15 protein-coding genes are annotated in these 15044 nt (G+C 70.9%); 12 read left to right on the top strand and 3 right to left on the bottom strand.

The genetic code is table 11. The features are described 5' to 3' along the window. Position 1 precedes the first annotated feature (1 nt). Positions 2-829: a class I SAM-dependent methyltransferase gene (locus ACFV9W_RS27425; RefSeq protein WP_385765601.1), complete on the bottom strand. Its 828-nt coding sequence runs from the start codon at positions 827-829 to the stop codon at positions 2-4. Positions 830-1204: 375 nt separating this feature from the next. Between ACFV9W_RS27425 and rpsA the strand changes: the two genes are divergently transcribed. The 6 genes from rpsA (at position 1205) to ACFV9W_RS27395 (ending at position 7202) form a co-directional block, all read left to right on the top strand. Continuing rightward, a complete protein-coding gene (gene rpsA, locus ACFV9W_RS27420) occupies positions 1205-2725 on the top strand; it encodes a 30S ribosomal protein S1 (RefSeq protein ID WP_385765598.1) in 1521 nt (506 codons plus the stop codon). A 338-nt stretch (positions 2726-3063) separates the two neighbouring features. Next, entirely contained in the window at positions 3064-4590 is a 1527-nt protein-coding gene (locus tag ACFV9W_RS27415) for a flavin monoamine oxidase family protein (protein WP_385765746.1), read from the top strand. 125 nt (positions 4591-4715) lie between these two features. Next, positions 4716-5654, top strand: coding sequence for a PAC2 family protein (locus ACFV9W_RS27410; protein WP_385765595.1), 939 nt, complete (start codon positions 4716-4718; stop codon positions 5652-5654). 96 nt (positions 5655-5750) lie between these two features. Beyond that, positions 5751-6359, top strand: a complete 609-nt coding sequence (coaE, locus tag ACFV9W_RS27405) for a dephospho-CoA kinase (protein WP_385765594.1) — start codon at positions 5751-5753, stop codon at positions 6357-6359. Beyond that, entirely contained in the window at positions 6356-6748 is a 393-nt protein-coding gene (locus ACFV9W_RS27400) for a DUF3592 domain-containing protein (protein ID WP_385765591.1), read from the top strand. The genes coaE and ACFV9W_RS27400 overlap by 4 nt, the downstream gene beginning before the upstream one ends. Positions 6749-6839: 91 nt before the next feature. Beyond that, positions 6840-7202, top strand: a complete 363-nt coding sequence (locus ACFV9W_RS27395) for a tetratricopeptide repeat protein (protein WP_385765588.1) — start codon at positions 6840-6842, stop codon at positions 7200-7202. A gap of 6 nt (positions 7203-7208) precedes the next feature. Here the strand turns inward: ACFV9W_RS27395 and ACFV9W_RS27390 are convergent, their stop codons facing one another. Further along, on the bottom strand, positions 7209-7526 hold the full coding sequence (locus ACFV9W_RS27390) for a DUF6343 family protein (protein ID WP_385765585.1): 318 nt from the start codon (positions 7524-7526) through the stop codon (positions 7209-7211). 100 nt (positions 7527-7626) lie between these two features. On the opposite strand from ACFV9W_RS27390, the gene ACFV9W_RS27385 reads away from it, so the two are divergent. Then, positions 7627-8319, top strand: coding sequence for a class I SAM-dependent methyltransferase (locus tag ACFV9W_RS27385; protein WP_385765582.1), 693 nt, complete (start codon positions 7627-7629; stop codon positions 8317-8319). A gap of 210 nt (positions 8320-8529) precedes the next feature. On the opposite strand, the gene ACFV9W_RS27380 is transcribed toward ACFV9W_RS27385, so the two are convergent. Continuing rightward, a complete protein-coding gene (locus ACFV9W_RS27380; RefSeq protein WP_385765579.1) occupies positions 8530-8979 on the bottom strand; it encodes an RNA-binding S4 domain-containing protein in 450 nt (149 codons plus the stop codon). A 149-nt stretch (positions 8980-9128) separates the two neighbouring features. On the opposite strand from ACFV9W_RS27380, the gene ACFV9W_RS27375 reads away from it, so the two are divergent. The 5 genes from ACFV9W_RS27375 to pip are packed head-to-tail and all read left to right on the top strand — an operon-like array spanning position 9129 to position 15032. Further along, the gene (locus ACFV9W_RS27375) at positions 9129-10505 is read left to right on the top strand and encodes a M20/M25/M40 family metallo-hydrolase (protein WP_385765576.1); all 1377 of its coding nucleotides are present in this window, start codon (positions 9129-9131) and stop codon (positions 10503-10505) included. Next, positions 10502-12043, top strand: a complete 1542-nt coding sequence (locus ACFV9W_RS27370; protein WP_385765573.1) for a YfcC family protein — start codon at positions 10502-10504, stop codon at positions 12041-12043. The genes ACFV9W_RS27375 and ACFV9W_RS27370 overlap by 4 nt, the downstream gene beginning before the upstream one ends. 16 nt (positions 12044-12059) lie before the next feature. Beyond that, positions 12060-12815 (top strand): uracil-DNA glycosylase, encoded by a 756-nt coding sequence (locus ACFV9W_RS27365; RefSeq protein ID WP_385765570.1) that lies wholly within the window; start codon positions 12060-12062, stop codon positions 12813-12815. Positions 12816-12824: 9 nt separating this feature from the next. Then, complete coding sequence (locus ACFV9W_RS27360) at positions 12825-14042, top strand: nitrate/nitrite transporter (protein WP_385765567.1); 1218 nt, start codon at positions 12825-12827, stop codon at positions 14040-14042. A gap of 9 nt (positions 14043-14051) precedes the next feature. Beyond that, positions 14052-15032 (top strand): prolyl aminopeptidase, encoded by a 981-nt coding sequence (gene pip / locus ACFV9W_RS27355; protein WP_385765564.1) that lies wholly within the window; start codon positions 14052-14054, stop codon positions 15030-15032. Positions 15033-15044: the final 12 nt, after the last annotated feature.

The raw sequence follows: 15044 nt of genomic DNA, 5'->3' as shown, positions 1-15044 counted from the left end.
TCTACTGCCGCTCGCACACGAAGATCGACGTCCCCGGGATCAGGTTCCCGCGCAGCGGCGACCAGCCGCCCCACTCCTGCGTGTTCCACCCGGGCCACTCGGGCTCCACGAGGTCGACGAGCCGGAAGCCGCCCGCCACCACGTCCCGCACCCGGTCCCCGATGGTCCGGTGGTGCTCCACGTAGACGGCCCGCCCCTCCTCGTCCTGCTCCACGTAAGGGGTGCGGTCGAAGTAGGAGGCGGAGACGGAGAGGCCCTCGGGGCCCGGCTCGTCGGGGAACGCCCAGCGGACCGGGTGCGTGACCGAGAAGACGAACCGGCCGCCGGGCCGCAGCACGCGGTGCACCTCGCGCAGCACCTGCACCTGGTCCGCGATGAAGGGGAGCGCCCCGTACGCGGAGCAGGCGAGGTCGAAGGAGCCGTCCTTGAAGGGGAGCACGCTCGCGTCCGCCTCCACGAGCGGCACCTTGCCGCCGTCGATGCGCAGCGCGTGCTGGAGCTGGCGGTGCGAGAGGTCGAGGGCGACGGGACGCGCGCCCTGGGCGAGCAGCCAGCGCGAGCACTGCGCGGCGCCCGCCCCGATCTCCAGGACGTCCTTGCCGGCGAGCTCGTCGAGCGGGCCGAGCAGCTCGGCCTCCATCTCGTCGAGCCCCTCGGGGCACCACACGAAACGGTCGTCGCCGAGGAACGTGCCGTGCTCGACCTGGTAGTCGTCCGCGTTCCTGTCCCACCAGCCGCGGTTGGCCCGCGCGCTCTCCGTGGTGTCCGCGTCCCGCCGGGTCGCCGTCGAGTCGTCGTCGACCGTAGTGGGGGAGTCGTGCGCTTCCATTGGTCCGGACTCTTGGATGATCCGCTCCCTCGTAATAGTGTGCGGGCCCTGCGAGGCCCATGGCGATGCCAGTGGCCTCGCGTGACAGGTTTTGTGCCGGGTATGCGGCGATCCGCCCCGGGTGTGCGCCTTCGCGCATTGACCCTGTCCGGCTGCCCCCGTATGCTACAAGTTGCGCTGCGGGCCTGCGCACCTCGGACATAGCAGGCTGTGCTCGCATCTGTTGCATGTCCCCTCGGTTGTCGAGGCGCCACCGGTTCCACACGGAAGTCCGGATTCGGCGCTTCCAAGGCTGTCCGGCTTCTTCAGAGCGAAACGGGCTCCCGGCGTAGCAGTACCCACCGACTTTCAATGTCCGCCGGAGCCCTTTCCCACATGACGAGCAGCACCGAGACCACCGCCACCACCCCGCAGGTTGCGGTCAACGACATCGGTAACGAGGAAGCTTTCCTCGCCGCCATCGACGAGACGATCAAGTACTTCAACGATGGCGACATCGTCGACGGCGTCATCGTCAAGGTTGACCGGGACGAGGTTCTCCTCGACATCGGTTACAAGACCGAAGGTGTCATCCCGAGCCGCGAGCTCTCGATCAAGCACGACGTCGACCCGAACGAGGTCGTGGCCGTCGGCGACGAGATCGAGGCCCTGGTTCTCCAGAAGGAGGACAAGGAAGGCCGTCTCATCCTGTCCAAGAAGCGCGCTCAGTACGAGCGTGCCTGGGGCACGATCGAGAAGATCAAGGAAGAGGACGGGATCGTCACCGGTACCGTCATCGAGGTCGTCAAGGGTGGTCTCATCCTCGACATCGGCCTCCGTGGCTTCCTGCCGGCCTCCCTCGTCGAGATGCGCCGCGTCCGCGACCTTCAGCCTTACGTGGGCAAGGAGCTCGAGGCGAAGATCATCGAGCTGGACAAGAACCGCAACAACGTGGTCCTGTCCCGCCGTGCCTGGCTCGAGCAGACCCAGTCCGAGGTCCGCCAGACGTTCCTCACCACCCTGCAGAAGGGTCAGGTCCGCTCCGGCGTCGTTTCCTCGATCGTCAACTTCGGTGCCTTCGTGGACCTGGGTGGCGTCGACGGTCTCGTCCACGTCTCCGAGCTCTCCTGGAAGCACATCGACCACCCGTCCGAGGTTGTCGAGGTCGGCCAGGAAGTCACCGTCGAGGTCCTCGACGTCGACATGGACCGCGAGCGTGTCTCCCTGTCGCTGAAGGCGACGCAGGAAGACCCGTGGCAGCAGTTCGCCCGCACGCACCAGATCGGCCAGGTCGTTCCCGGCAAGGTCACGAAGCTGGTTCCGTTCGGTGCGTTCGTCCGCGTCGACGAGGGCATCGAGGGCCTGGTCCACATCTCCGAGCTGGCCGAGCGCCACGTGGAGATCCCGGAGCAGGTCGTCCAGGTCAACGACGAGATCTTCGTCAAGGTCATCGACATCGACCTCGAGCGTCGTCGCATCAGCCTCTCGCTGAAGCAGGCCAACGAGGCCTTCGGCGCCGACCCGTCGGTCGTCGAGTTCGACCCGACCCTGTACGGCATGGCCGCGTCCTACGACGACCAGGGCAACTACATCTACCCCGAGGGCTTCGACCCCGAGACCAACGACTGGCTCGAGGGCTTCGACACCCAGCGCGAGGCCTGGGAGACCCAGTACGCCGAGGCGCAGCAGCGCTTCGAGCAGCACCAGGCTCAGGTCATCAAGTCCCGCGAGGCCGACGCTCAGGCCGAGGCCGAGGGTGCCGCGGCTCCCGCCGGTGCTTCGGCTCCGGCTGCCTCCGGCGGCAGCGGTGGCGGCGGCGGCTCGTACTCCTCGGAGACGGCCGACAACTCCGGCGCGCTCGCCTCGGACGAGGCGCTCGCCGCGCTTCGCGAGAAGCTGGCGGGTGGCCAGAGCTGAAACGCTCTGCGCTAGCAGGTAGTTAGCGGTTGGGCTGCACCGTATGGTGCAGCCCAACCGTTTTTTGTGCCCTGGGCCACAGGGCGTTGCCTCGCCGGCTGTGTGCGCGGCGATGTGTTGCGCGCGCAGTTCCCCGCGCCCCCAAAAGCCGTTACTTGGGGGATACAGCTAGTGGGGGCGGGGCGTAACACGGTGTTGTCAGCATCCCCGGGTCGGTCGAGAACTCACTGATCCTGAGGGGAGCCGGGCACATGGCGGCAGTACAGCAGGCGGCAGGGACGGGCAGCAGTCGGCGGGCGTTTCTGCGGAACGTGGGCGTCAGCGGGGGCGCCGGGGCCATGTTCGCGACCATGGGGGCGCTCGGGCTCGCGCCCACGGCGCAGGCCGCGCGGCGCGAAGCGCCGTACCGTGCGCCGCGGTCGGGGGACTTCTCGCTGAGCGGGCGCGGCGCCGCGAAGGTCGTGATCGTGGGCGGCGGCATCGCCGGGCTCGCGACCGCGTACGAGCTGGGCAAGGCCGGCTACGACTGTACGGTCCTGGAGGCCAGGGACCGGACCGGCGGACGCAACTTCACGGTGCGGGGCGGGGATTCGACCGTCGACACGTACGGGAACCGGCAGACCGCGCGGTTCAGCGACGGGCAGTACATGAACGCCGGCCCCGCGAGACTTCCGCAGTGGATGGTGACGCTCGACTACTGCCGTGAACTCGGCGTCCCCATCGAGGTGTTCACCAACACCAATGCCGACGCGTATCTCTTCAACGAGTCCGCCGGGATGACGAAGCCCGTGCGCTACAGGACCGCCAAGGCCGATGTCTACGGCTACGTGTCCGAGCTGCTGGCCAAGGCCTCCGACAAGGGGGCGCTGGACAAGGAGTTGAGCGTCGCCGACCAGGAGCGGCTCGTCGAGTTCCTGAAGGACTTCGGGGCACTGGGCGACAAGCTCTCCTACGAGGGGTGCGACCGGCGCGGGTACGCGACCGTGCCCGCCGCGACCGGGACGCCGGGCGTGGTGCTCGGCGACGTGCCCTCCGCGTCGGAGGTGTTCGCGAGCGGCGTCGGGCGCTACTTCTCCTTCGAGTTCGGCTTCGACCAGGCCATGCAGATGTTCCAGCCGGTCGGCGGGATGGACCGGATACCGAAGGCGTTGGCGCGCGCGATAGGGGCCTCCCGGATACGTACCGGGGCAGTCGTCAGCAAGATCACGGACAAGGGGGACGGGGTCTCCGTCACCTACGCGCAGGGCGGTCGCACCAGGGTCGTCGAGGCGGACTTCTGCGTCGGGGCGCTGCCGCCCAACATCCTCGCCAAGATCCCGCACAACCTCGGCTCCGGCGTGCAGAGCGCCCTGGAGGCCATCACGCCGCAGTCCGCGGGGAAGATCGGCCTGGAGTACCGGTCCCGCTGGTGGGAGACCGATCACCGGATCTACGGCGGCATCACCGAGACCGACATGGACCTCAGCCACATCTGGCACCCGTCGTACGGGTTCCACGGCGAGCGCGGCCTCATGATCGGCTACTACAACTACGACGCCGATGCCGACGCGTACGGGAAGCTCACGCCCGACAAGCGCGAGGCGCGGGCCGTGGCGCAGGGCGTGAAGATCTACGGCGAGAAGTACCGGACGGAGCTGGCGAGCTCGTTCTCGCACCACTGGCGGCAGACGCCGCACCTGGAAGCCGCCTGGCACGACACCCCGGGCGGCCCCGACGATCCCCGCTACAAGCCGCTCAACGAGCCGACGGGCCGCGTCCACTTCGCCGGCGACTGGCTCAGCTACACCGACGCCTGGCAGCACGGGGCGTTCACGTCGGCGCGGCGGGCCGTGAGCAGGCTGCACGCGCGCGTGCTGGCCGACTGACACGTCCCGGCGCCGACTTATGCGCTGCTCATCTTCGTGAGAGGCGGCTGAGAAAGGGTGCGGGCGGGAATGCCCGCACCCGCTCCGCGCGTTCTTGGGATGGAACACGAGGAGGAGCGGTCACTGTGCTTGATCCGCAGGATTTGTACTCATGGGAGCCGAAGGGGCTCGCCGCCGTGGACATGGCGCTGGCCCAGGAGTCGGCCGGGTTGGTCATGCTCTACCACTTCGACGGCTACATCGACGCCGGCGAGACCGGTGATCAGATCGTCGAGCGGCTCATCGACTCGCTGCCGCACCAGGTGGTCGCCCGCTTCGACCACGACCGGCTCGTGGACTACCGGGCCCGCCGCCCGCTGCTGACGTTCCGGCGCGACCGGTGGACCGAGTACGAGACGCCGGTGCTCGAGGTGCGGCTCGTGCAGGACGCGACGGGGGCGCCGTTCCTGCTGCTCGCCGGGCCCGAGCCGGATGTCGAGTGGGAGCGTTTCGCGGCCGCCGTGCGGCAGATCGCGGAGCGCCTCGGAGTGCGCCTCGCGGTGAACTTCCACGGGATCCCGATGGGTGTCCCGCACACCCGCCCCGTCGGCCTGACCCCGCACGGCAACCGCACCGATCTGGTGCCGGGACACGCCAGCCCGTTCGACGAGGCGCAGGTGCCGGGCAGCGCCGCGGCCCTCGTCGAGTACCGCCTCATGGAGGCGGGCCACGACGTCCTCGGCGTCGCCGCGCACGTCCCGCACTACATCGCCCGCTCCGCGTACCCGGATGCCGCGCTGACCGTCCTCGAGGCGATCACGGCGGCGACCGGAATGGTGCTGCCGGGCGTCGCGCACGGGCTGCGCACGGACGCGCACCGTACGCAGACGGAGATCGACCGGCAGGTCCAGGAGGGCGACGAGGAGCTGGTCTCGCTGGTCCAGGGCCTTGAGCACCAGTACGACGCGGCCGCGGGAGCGGACCAGCGGGGCAACATGCTGGCGGAGCCCATGGACATCCCGTCGGCGGACGAGATCGGCAAGGAGTTCGAGAAGTTCCTGGCGGAGCGCGAGGGCGACGCCTGATCGCGGTCCCGGTCTGGTCGCGGCCCGTGCTTGATCTCGGTCCTGCTTGATCGCAGGCTCTGCCCGATTCCGCGGGCAGGCCCTAAGCTTCCGCTTATGTTGAAGGTGGGGCTGACCGGCGGAATCGGCGCCGGCAAGAGTGAGGTGTCACGGCTGCTCGTGGAGCGGGGAGCCGTGCTGATCGACGCCGACAGGATCGCGCGGGAGGTCGTCGAGCCCGGGACCGAGGGGCTCGCGGCCGTCGTCGAGGCGTTCGGCGACGAGGTGCTCGCGCCCGACGGCAGCCTCGACCGGCCGAAACTCGGCTCCGTCGTGTTCGCGGACGCCGACAAGCTGGCCACCCTCAACAAGATCGTGCACCCGCTGGTCGGCACCCGCTCCGCCGAGCTGGAGGCCGCCGCGGGCCCCGACTCCGTCGTCGTCCACGACGTGCCGCTGCTCACCGAGAACGGGCTCTCCCCGCTCTACGACCTGGTGATCGTCGTCGACGCGAGCCCCGACACCCAGCTCGACCGCCTCACCCGGCTTCGCGGCATGAGCGAGGAGGACGCGCGGGCCCGGATGGCCGCGCAGGCCACCCGCGAGAAGCGGCTCGGGATCGCGGACGTCGTGATCGACAACGACGTACCGCTGGAGCGGCTGCGGGAGCGGGTCGACGAGGTCTGGGCGGAGCTGGCGCGCCGGGCGCGTGCCGCGACCGCGTGATCGTTCTCGCCGCCTGCACCGCACTGGGCGGACTGGTGGCGCTGATCGCGGGCGCGTACGGGCTGCAGCGCGGCCGGCGCGTCCAGAGCGCGGGGAACGTCGCGCAGGCCCTGGTCAAACCGCCGCAGCCGGGGTCCGAGCGGCCGCTGCTCCAGTTCGAGACGGGCGACGGCAGGGTGGTCGAGGTCGTCTCGCCGGTGCCGCCCAGCAAGCGGCGCCCGCTGGCCGCCGGCGGCGTTGTCAGCGTCGCGTACGACACCGAGGACCCGCGCGAGACCGTGCTGCTCGGCAGCGAGCGGCCCGGCGTGGACCGGGCCTTCATGCTCGCGGGAGCGCTGCTCGTGCTCGTCGGCATGGTGCTGACGGTGTCCCTGAGCCGCTCGCGTTGAGCGCGCCGCGTGTTCTGCCGAAGGGCCGCGGGAAGGAATAGCCCTTACGGTCCACGGTGTTGACGTGGTCGACACCAGGAGGAGGTTCGTCGTGCCCGAGGCCACCCCGGAGACACACGTCATCGACTATCGCGCCGCCGAGCAGCTCCTGGCCGCGCGCGATCCGCGCGGAGCGGTGAAGCTTCTGGACGACGTGCTCGCCGTCTACCCGGAGCACACGGCGGCCCGGCTGCTGCGGGCCCGCGCGTTCTTCGCCGCCGCGCAACTGCGGGCGGCCGAGCTGGAGTTCACCATCGTCCTGGAGCGCGAGCCGGACAACGCGTTCGCGCACTTCGCGCTGGCCAGGACGTACGAGCGGTGGTCGCGCCCGCAGCAGGCCCGGCGGCACTTCCGCCTCGCCGCCGCGCTCGACCCGCAGCCGGAGTACCTGGCGGCGGCGCGCTTCGACGACTGAGGGGCGCTACCGGACCCTGCGGTACGGGGGGACGTCCCGGCCCGGCTGATAGTGCGGGCCCTGGCGCAGGTGCCGAAGGATCATGAACAGGTCGACCGTCGTGATCAGCCAGAGGATTCCGCAGGCCAGGGCCCATCCCGGGCGGTGCGCGAGCAGGAACGCGACGGTGCCGAAGACCGTCCACACGAGCCCGAACAGCGCGAGGCCGAGCCTCAGGCGCAGCGGGCTGCGGGCGGTGACCGGCTCGTCACCGGTGCGGACGAGGTGCGCCGAGTGCGGCACGTGCGTTGACACGTGCGTGCGACGCGGATGCGTGCGGTTCATGATCACCATCCCCTCGGGGTGCGGCACCTTCCAGGATGCCACTCACGGGTGAAGGGGCGGGCGGCTGGAACCGGGCCGGTGGGCGGATCGTTGGACGTGCATGAGCCTTGAGATGCGTACGGGTTACGAGGGCACGGGTCCGGGCGCCATCACGCCGGACGGCTGTGCGGTGGAGCTGTACTCGCGGCTCGCGGTCGAGGGCGAGCCGGACGTCGTCGCGGGCGCCGTGCCCGCCGGGGCGACGCTGCTCGAGCTCGGCTGCGGGGTGGGCCGTGTGACGCACGCGCTCGTCGACCGGGGGTTCCAGGTGACGGCGGTGGACGAGTCGCCGGAGATGCTGGAGCGGGTCAGAGGCGCGCGCACGGTGCGGAGCGCCATCGAGACCCTCGACCTCGGCGAGACGTTCGACGCGGTGCTGCTCGGGTCCATCCTCGTCCACACCGGGGACGCGGAGGTGCGCGCGGGGATGCTCGACGCGTGCCGGCGCCATGTCGCCGACGGGGGCTGCGTGTTGATCCAGCGGGAGTGGCAGGGGGCGCACGAGAACCTGCCGCGGGAGGTGACCGGGCCCGGCGGTGGGTTCACGATCCGCAAGCTCTACTCGGAGCCGGTCGGCGACGGCGTGCGCTCGGTGAAGGTCGAGTACGTGTTCCCGGACGCGGTGTGGACGCAGACGTATCGGGTGCGTCCGCTTACTCCTCCGGAGTTCGAGCAGGTGTTGGCGGGGGCCGGGTTGAAGATCGACCGGGTGTTGACGGAGGACGGGACGTGGGTGCGGGCTGTTTTGGCGTGAGGGTGGGTGGCGCCTGCGGTTCCGTTGCGGGATGCCGGTCTACGCCGCGGGTTCCGTTGCGGGACACCGGTCCTACGCCGCGGGGCTCTGCCCCGGACCCCGCGCCTCAATCGCCGGCGGGGCTTGATTTGCTCAGCCCGCGCCGGGGCTTGATTTGCTCAGCCCGCGCCGGGGCTTGATTTGCTCAGCCCGCGCCGGGGTTTGAATTGCTCAACCTGCGCCGGGGCTTGATTTGTCCTGGTCGAACGTGGCCCGCAGGCGTTCCAGTTCGCGGCGGTCGCGTTTTGTTGGGCGGCCTGTGCCGCGGTCGCGGACGGGGACCGGGGCGATCGCCTCGCGAGGGGGTGGCGGCGGGGAGTTGTCGACGTAGGCCTCGGCGGCGACCGGCGCACCGACGCGCTTGCGGATCAGGCGGGTGACCTTCACCAGGCGCTCGCGGTCGCCGGGCCTTCGCACCCGCACCTCGTCCCCGATGCGCAGCGCGTGGGCGGGCTTGACGCTCGTCCCGTTGACCTTGACATGCCCACCCTTGCAGGCCGCGGCGCCCGCCGAGCGCGTCTTGACCAGGCGTACGGCCCAGATCCAGCTGTCGACCCGGACGCTGCCGCCGCCGTCCGGCCCGTCCGGCGCCTGTGGTGTCCCCGGTGTCTGCGATGCCATGAGTCCGACGATAGTCCCGCGCGGGCCGCGCCCTGAACCCGTTGTCGCACCCCTCGGCGAGCCCCGGCCGAACTGCCCCCACCCTCCCCGGATAATCCGGGCGAAAGGAGCGTATTCGACAGTTAGGGGTGCATGAAGACATGGTCGGTATGGACGGTACGGATGCCATCGACCCGAGCGGTGACCCGCGGGCGGCGGTCGACCGACTGATGGACGGGCTGCGGTCCGACCTGGAGCGGCTCGCGGCCATCCCGTCCGTCGCCTTCCCCGGCTACCCCCAGGAGCCGGTGCACGAGGCCCATGAGCTGCTCGTCGGGCTGCTGCGGGACGCGGGCGTGGAGCGGGTCGAGACCCTCGACCTGCCCGACACCGCCCCGGTGATCTTCGGCGAGATCCCGCCGCCCACGCCCGACGCCCCGACCGTCCTGCTCTACTCCCACTACGACGTGCAGCCGCCCGGCGACGAGAGCCTGTGGAAGTCGCCACCGTTCGAACCGACCGAGATCGAGGGCGGGCTGCGGGCGCGCGGCATCGCGGACGACAAGTCGAACGTCATCGCGCATCTGGGGATGCTGCGGGCCTTCGGCGGCCGGCCGCCCGTCGGGGTGAAGATCGTCTTCGAGGGGCAGGAGGAGTACGGCAGCCCGTTCGACGCGTATCCGCCGACCGATCCGGGCCGGTTCGCCTGCGACGCCATGGTCATCGCCGACCTCGGAAACATCCGCCCCGGCACCCCCACCCTCACCACGGGCCTGCGCGGCGCCGCCGAGGTCACCGTCGAGGTCCGCACCCTCGAAGAGGCCCGGCACAGCGGCGAGTTCGGCGGCGCGGCCCCCGACGCCCTGCTCGTCCTCCTCAAGGCCCTGTCCACGCTCCACGACGTGCACGGGGACGTGGCCGTCGAGGGCCTGCGCCGCGACGAGTGGAAGGGCACCAGCTACACCGAGGACGAGTTCCGCGAGCTCGCCGGTGTCGAGGAGGGCCTCCCGCTGCTCGGCAGCGGCACCCTCGGCGAGCGCCTGTGGAGCGGCCCCGCGATCACCGTCATCGGCCTCGACGCACCGAGCGTGGCGGGCGCCGCCTCGGCCGTCGTCCCGCACGCCCGCGCCAAGCTGAACCTGCGCTTCCACCCCCAGCAGGACCCGAACGAGGCCCAGGAACTCCTCGTACGGCATCTGCGCTCGTTGCGGCCCTTCGGCGTCGCGCTCACCGTCACCCCCGGCGACACCGGGCCGGGCTACGAGGCGGCGACCGGCGGCCCCGCCTACCGGGCCGCCCGCGCAGCCCTCAAGGAGGCGTGGGGCACCGACGCCTCGTACGTCGCGACCGGCGGCTCCATCCCGCTGGTCAACGGCCTCGCGAAGGCCGCGCCCGGCGCCGAGGTGCTGCTCTTCGGCGCCCAGGACAACCTCTGCAATCTGCACGCCCCCAACGAACGCGTCCTGTTCTCCGAACTGCACGCCACGGTCGTCGCGATGTGCGCGTTCGTGCGGGAGTACGCCGCCGACTTCCGGAGCGGAGCATGAGCACCGAGGGCCCGACGGACACGGCAGAGGCTCCCGAACAGCCACCGGCGAAGAAGAAGTTCACCTTCCCCAGCGCCCTCACCGTCCTCGCCGTCGTCACGATCGCGATCTGGCTGCTCGCCTTCCTGATCCCGTCGGGGGAGTACGACAGGAACGGCGAGGGCGCGCCCGTCGAGGGCACGTACCAGCGCGTCGACTCCGGGCAGTCCTTCGTCGACCGCCTGAACGACCTGTTCCTCGCCCCGGTCAACGGCCTCTACGGCATCCAGGACCCGAAGACCGCCCTCGTCTCGCCCGACAACTCCGGTGACCTGTACGGCAGCGCGGGCGTCTTCCTGTTCGTGCTCGCGATCGGCGCGTTCATCACCGTCGTCTTCGCGACCGGTGCCCTCGACCGCGGCATCGGCCGCCTCGCCCACCGGCTGCGCGACCGCGGGGCGCTGCTCATCGCGGGCGTGATGGCCGTCTTCTCCGTCCTCGGTACGGTCGAGGGCTTTGCGGAGGAGACGCTCGGGTTCTACGGCCTGATCGTGCCGCTGATGCTGGCGCTCGGCTACGACCGCATGACGGCGGTCGGCGCGATCATCCTCGGCGCGGGCGTCGGCGTGCTGTGCTCGACCGTCAACCCGTTCGCCACCGGCGTCGCCTCCTCGGCCGCCGAGATCTCGCTGGGCGACGGCATCGCGCTGCGGTTCGTGATGTGGATCGTGCTGACCGCGGTCACCATCGCGTACGTCATCCGGTACGCGAAGCGGGTGCGGCGCGATCCCGAGCGCTCGATCTCGGGCTTCCTGCCGGGGGACCGGGACCTCGACGAGACGGCGACCGAGAGCGCCGAGGTCCCCGAACTGACCGGTCTGCACAAGGGTGTTCTGGCCGCCACGGCGCTGGTCTTCGCGTTCATGATCTTCTCGGTGGTGCCCTGGGCGAGCGCTCTGACCGGTGACGCCGACGCGACCCCGTACGGCTTCGAACTCGACTGGTCGTTCCCGCAGTTGGCGGCGCTTTTCCTGGTCGCGGCCGTGCTCGTCGGGATCGTCGCGCGGATGGGCGAGCAGAAGCTCAGCTCGACGATCATCCAGGGCGCCGCCGACTTCGTGTCGCCCGCCCTCGTCATCCTGCTGGCCCGCGGCGTCACCGTGATCATGAACAACTCGAAGATCACGGACACGGTCCTGCACGCCATCGAGGGCGTCGTGAAGGGCACCTCGTCCGGGGTCTTCGCGATCATCGTCTTCCTCGTGAACCTGCCGCTCGCCTTCCTCATCCCGTCCACGTCCGGGCACGCCACCCTCGCCATGCCGATCCTGGCGCCGCTCGCCGACTTCGCGGACGTCTCGCGCGCGGTCGTCGTCACCGCGTGGCAGGCGGCCAGCGGCTGGATGAACCTGTGGGTGCCGACGACCGCCGTCACCATCGGCGGCGTCGCCCTCGCGAAGGTCGGCTACGACAAGTACCTGCGGTTCGTGTGGCCGCTGCTGGCGATTCTCTTCGTGCTGATCTGCGTGTTCGTCGCGCTGGGGGCCGCGTTCACGTAGCCCTATCGTCGGGTGCATGGACGGAGCGGACGGACTCGGCGAACTCGACGAGCGGATCAGCGGCTGCCGCGCCTGCCCGCGGCTCGTCGAGTGGCGGGAGGAGGTCGCGCGCACCAAGCGCGCGGCGTTCGCCGACTGGACGTACTGGGGGCGCCCGGTGCCCGGCTTCGGCCCGCACGACGCCCCGCTCCTGATCGTCGGCCTCGCGCCCGCCGCGCACGGCGCCAACCGCACGGGCCGGATGTTCACGGGCGACCGCTCGGGCGACGTCCTCTACCGGGCCCTGTACGACATCGGGCTCGCCTCCCGTCCCGACGCCGTCAGCGCCGACGACGGGCTGACGCTGCACGGCGTCCGGATCACCTCGCCCGTGCACTGCGCGCCGCCCGCCAACAAACCGACCCCGGCCGAACGCGACACGTGCAGGCCCTGGCTGGTCCAGGAGCTGCACCTGCTGCGGCCCACCCTGCGCGCGGTCGTCGTGCTCGGCGGATTCGGCTGGCAGGCGGCGCTGCCCGCGTTCGCGGAGGCCGGGTGGGCGGTGCCGCGCCCCCGCCCCACGTTCGCGCACGGCGCCCGCGTCGACCTGGAAGGTGCCGAAGAGGCCGAAGCACTGGCGCTCTTCGGCTGCTTCCATGTCAGCCAGCGCAACACGTTCACGGGCCGACTCACCCCAAAGATGCTGCGGGACGTACTGCGGGAGGCAGCACGGACGGCGGGCCTGCACCCGTTCGGCCCAGCTCAGGGAGACCGGGACGCCCCCGCTTCCTAGCGTGGCGGTGTGGCAGCACTGACAGCGCAGGAGACGACGTCCAAGCCGCCCGCGGCGGCCTATCGCAACCTCATCGTGGCGACCGTGGGCTTCGCGCTCACGTTCTGGGCCTGGAACCTCATCGCCCCGCTCGGCAGCGCCTTCGGCGAGTCCCTCGGACTCAGCTCGTTCGAACAGTCCTTCCTGGTCGCCGTGCCGGTCATCGTCGGTTCGCTGGGCCGGATCCCGGTCGGCGCCCTGACCGACAAGTTCGGCGCCAAGCTGATGTTCCCGCTGGTCACCGCGGCGACGATCATCCCCGTGCTGCTGGTGACGGTGGCCAGGGACTCCTACCTGGCCATGATCCTCGTCGGCTTCCTGCTGGGCCTCGGCGGCACCACGTTCGCCATCGGGGTCCCGCTGGTGAACGCCTGGTTCCCGCCCGCCAAGCGCGGCGCGGCGGTCGGCATCTTCGGCATGGGCATGGGCGGCGTCGCGCTGTCCGGCTACTTCACCCCGCGCATCGCCAAGCACGGCGAGAACCTGCCGTTCTACATCGTCGCCATCGCGCTCGCCGCGTACGTGGTGATCGCCTGGCTCTTCATCAGCGACCACCCGGGCCGCACCATCCCCACCACCACACTCGGCGAACGCCTCGGCGAGGCCGGGAAGCTGCGGGTGACCTGGGAACTCTCCGCGCTCTACGCGATCGGCTTCGGCGGCATCGTCGCGTACGGCACCTATCTGCCCACGTACCTGAAGACCTGGTACGACCTCGACCCCATCGACGCGGGCACCAAGGCCGCCGGCTTCGCCCTCGTCACGGTCGTCTTCCGGCCGATCGGCGGCTGGCTCTCCGACCGGATCCACCCGGCCGTCGTCACCGCCTGGGCGCTCGCAGTCGTCGCGGTCTTCGCCATCGTGCAGGCCTTCAACCCGAACCTGGCCCCCGGCGGCACGGTCGACATGCTCGTCATGGGCGCGGGCCTCGGCACCGCGAGCGGCAGCGTCTTCGCCCTGGTCGCCCAGGTCACCCCACCGTCCCAGGTCGGCTCGGTCACCGGCATCGTCGGCGCCATCGGCGGCCTCGGCGGCTTCGTCCCGCCGCTGGTCATGGGCGCGATCTACAGCGCGCAGAACTCGTACTCCATCGGCTTCATGCTGCTGTCCGACCTGGCGCTCGCGGGCTGTGTGTACGCGTACGGGCGGATGCGCAGCATCAAGACGGACGGGCAGTCCGTGCAGTAGCTTCGCCGGATGCCTCTCTACCCGCCCCTCGAACCGTACGGGCACGGCCTCCTGGACGTGGGCGACGGCAACCGGATCCACTGGGAGACCTGCGGAAACCCGGACGGCAAGCCCGCCGTTGTGCTGCACGGCGGGCCCGGATCCGGGGCCACGCCCTTCGCCCGCCGCCTGTTCGACCCCGAGCGCTACCGGATCGTGCTGCTCGACCAGCGCGGCGCGGGCCGCTCCACCCCGCCGGCGAGCGCGTACGACACCGACATGAGCGTCAATACGCTGCCGAAGCTGATCGCCGACCTGGAGCTGCTCCGCGCCCACCTCGGCATCGAGCGCTGGCTGGTGTGGGGCGTGTCCTTCGGTTCCGTGCTCGCCCTGCGGTACGCGCAGACGCACCGGGAGTCCGTCTCCGAACTGGTCCTGACGGGCCTCGCGACGGGCAGCCAGGAAGAAGTCGACTTGTTGACGCGGGGGCTCGGCGCGGTGTTCCCGGAGGCGTTCGCCGCGTTCCTCGACGCGCTGCCCGAGGGGGAGCGGGACGGCGACCTGGCGACCGCGTACAACCGGCTCCTGGAGTCGCCCGACCCGGCCGTGCGCGAGCGGGCGGCACTCGCCTGGACCGACTGGGAGACGGCGTGTGTCTCGCAGCCGCCGCGCTCCGTGCCCCGCTACCAGGACCCGGTCTTCCGGTACGGCTTCGCGCGCACGGTGACGCACTACTGGGGTCGGGGGCACTTCCTCGACGGGCCCGACACGGTGCTGCGCGACCTGCCGCTGCTCAAGGGAGTCCCCGCGGTGGTGGTGCAGGGAAAGGTGGACCTGGGCAATCTGCTCGGCATCCCGTGGCGGCTCGCGCAGGCCTGGCCGGACGCCGAGCTGATCGTCGTGGACGACGCGGGGCACACCGTGGGGGCGCGCGGCATCACCGACGAACTGGTCGCGGCCCTGGACCGGTTCGCCGACCCGGACCGGTTTAGCGGCCGCGGCGCCGTCTGACGCTTCCCCAAG

This window comes from Streptomyces sp. NPDC059897 (assembly GCF_042730865.1).
Taxonomy (GTDB): domain Bacteria; phylum Actinomycetota; class Actinomycetes; order Streptomycetales; family Streptomycetaceae; genus Streptomyces.
This window is presented reverse-complemented; position numbering and strand designations above follow the sequence as displayed.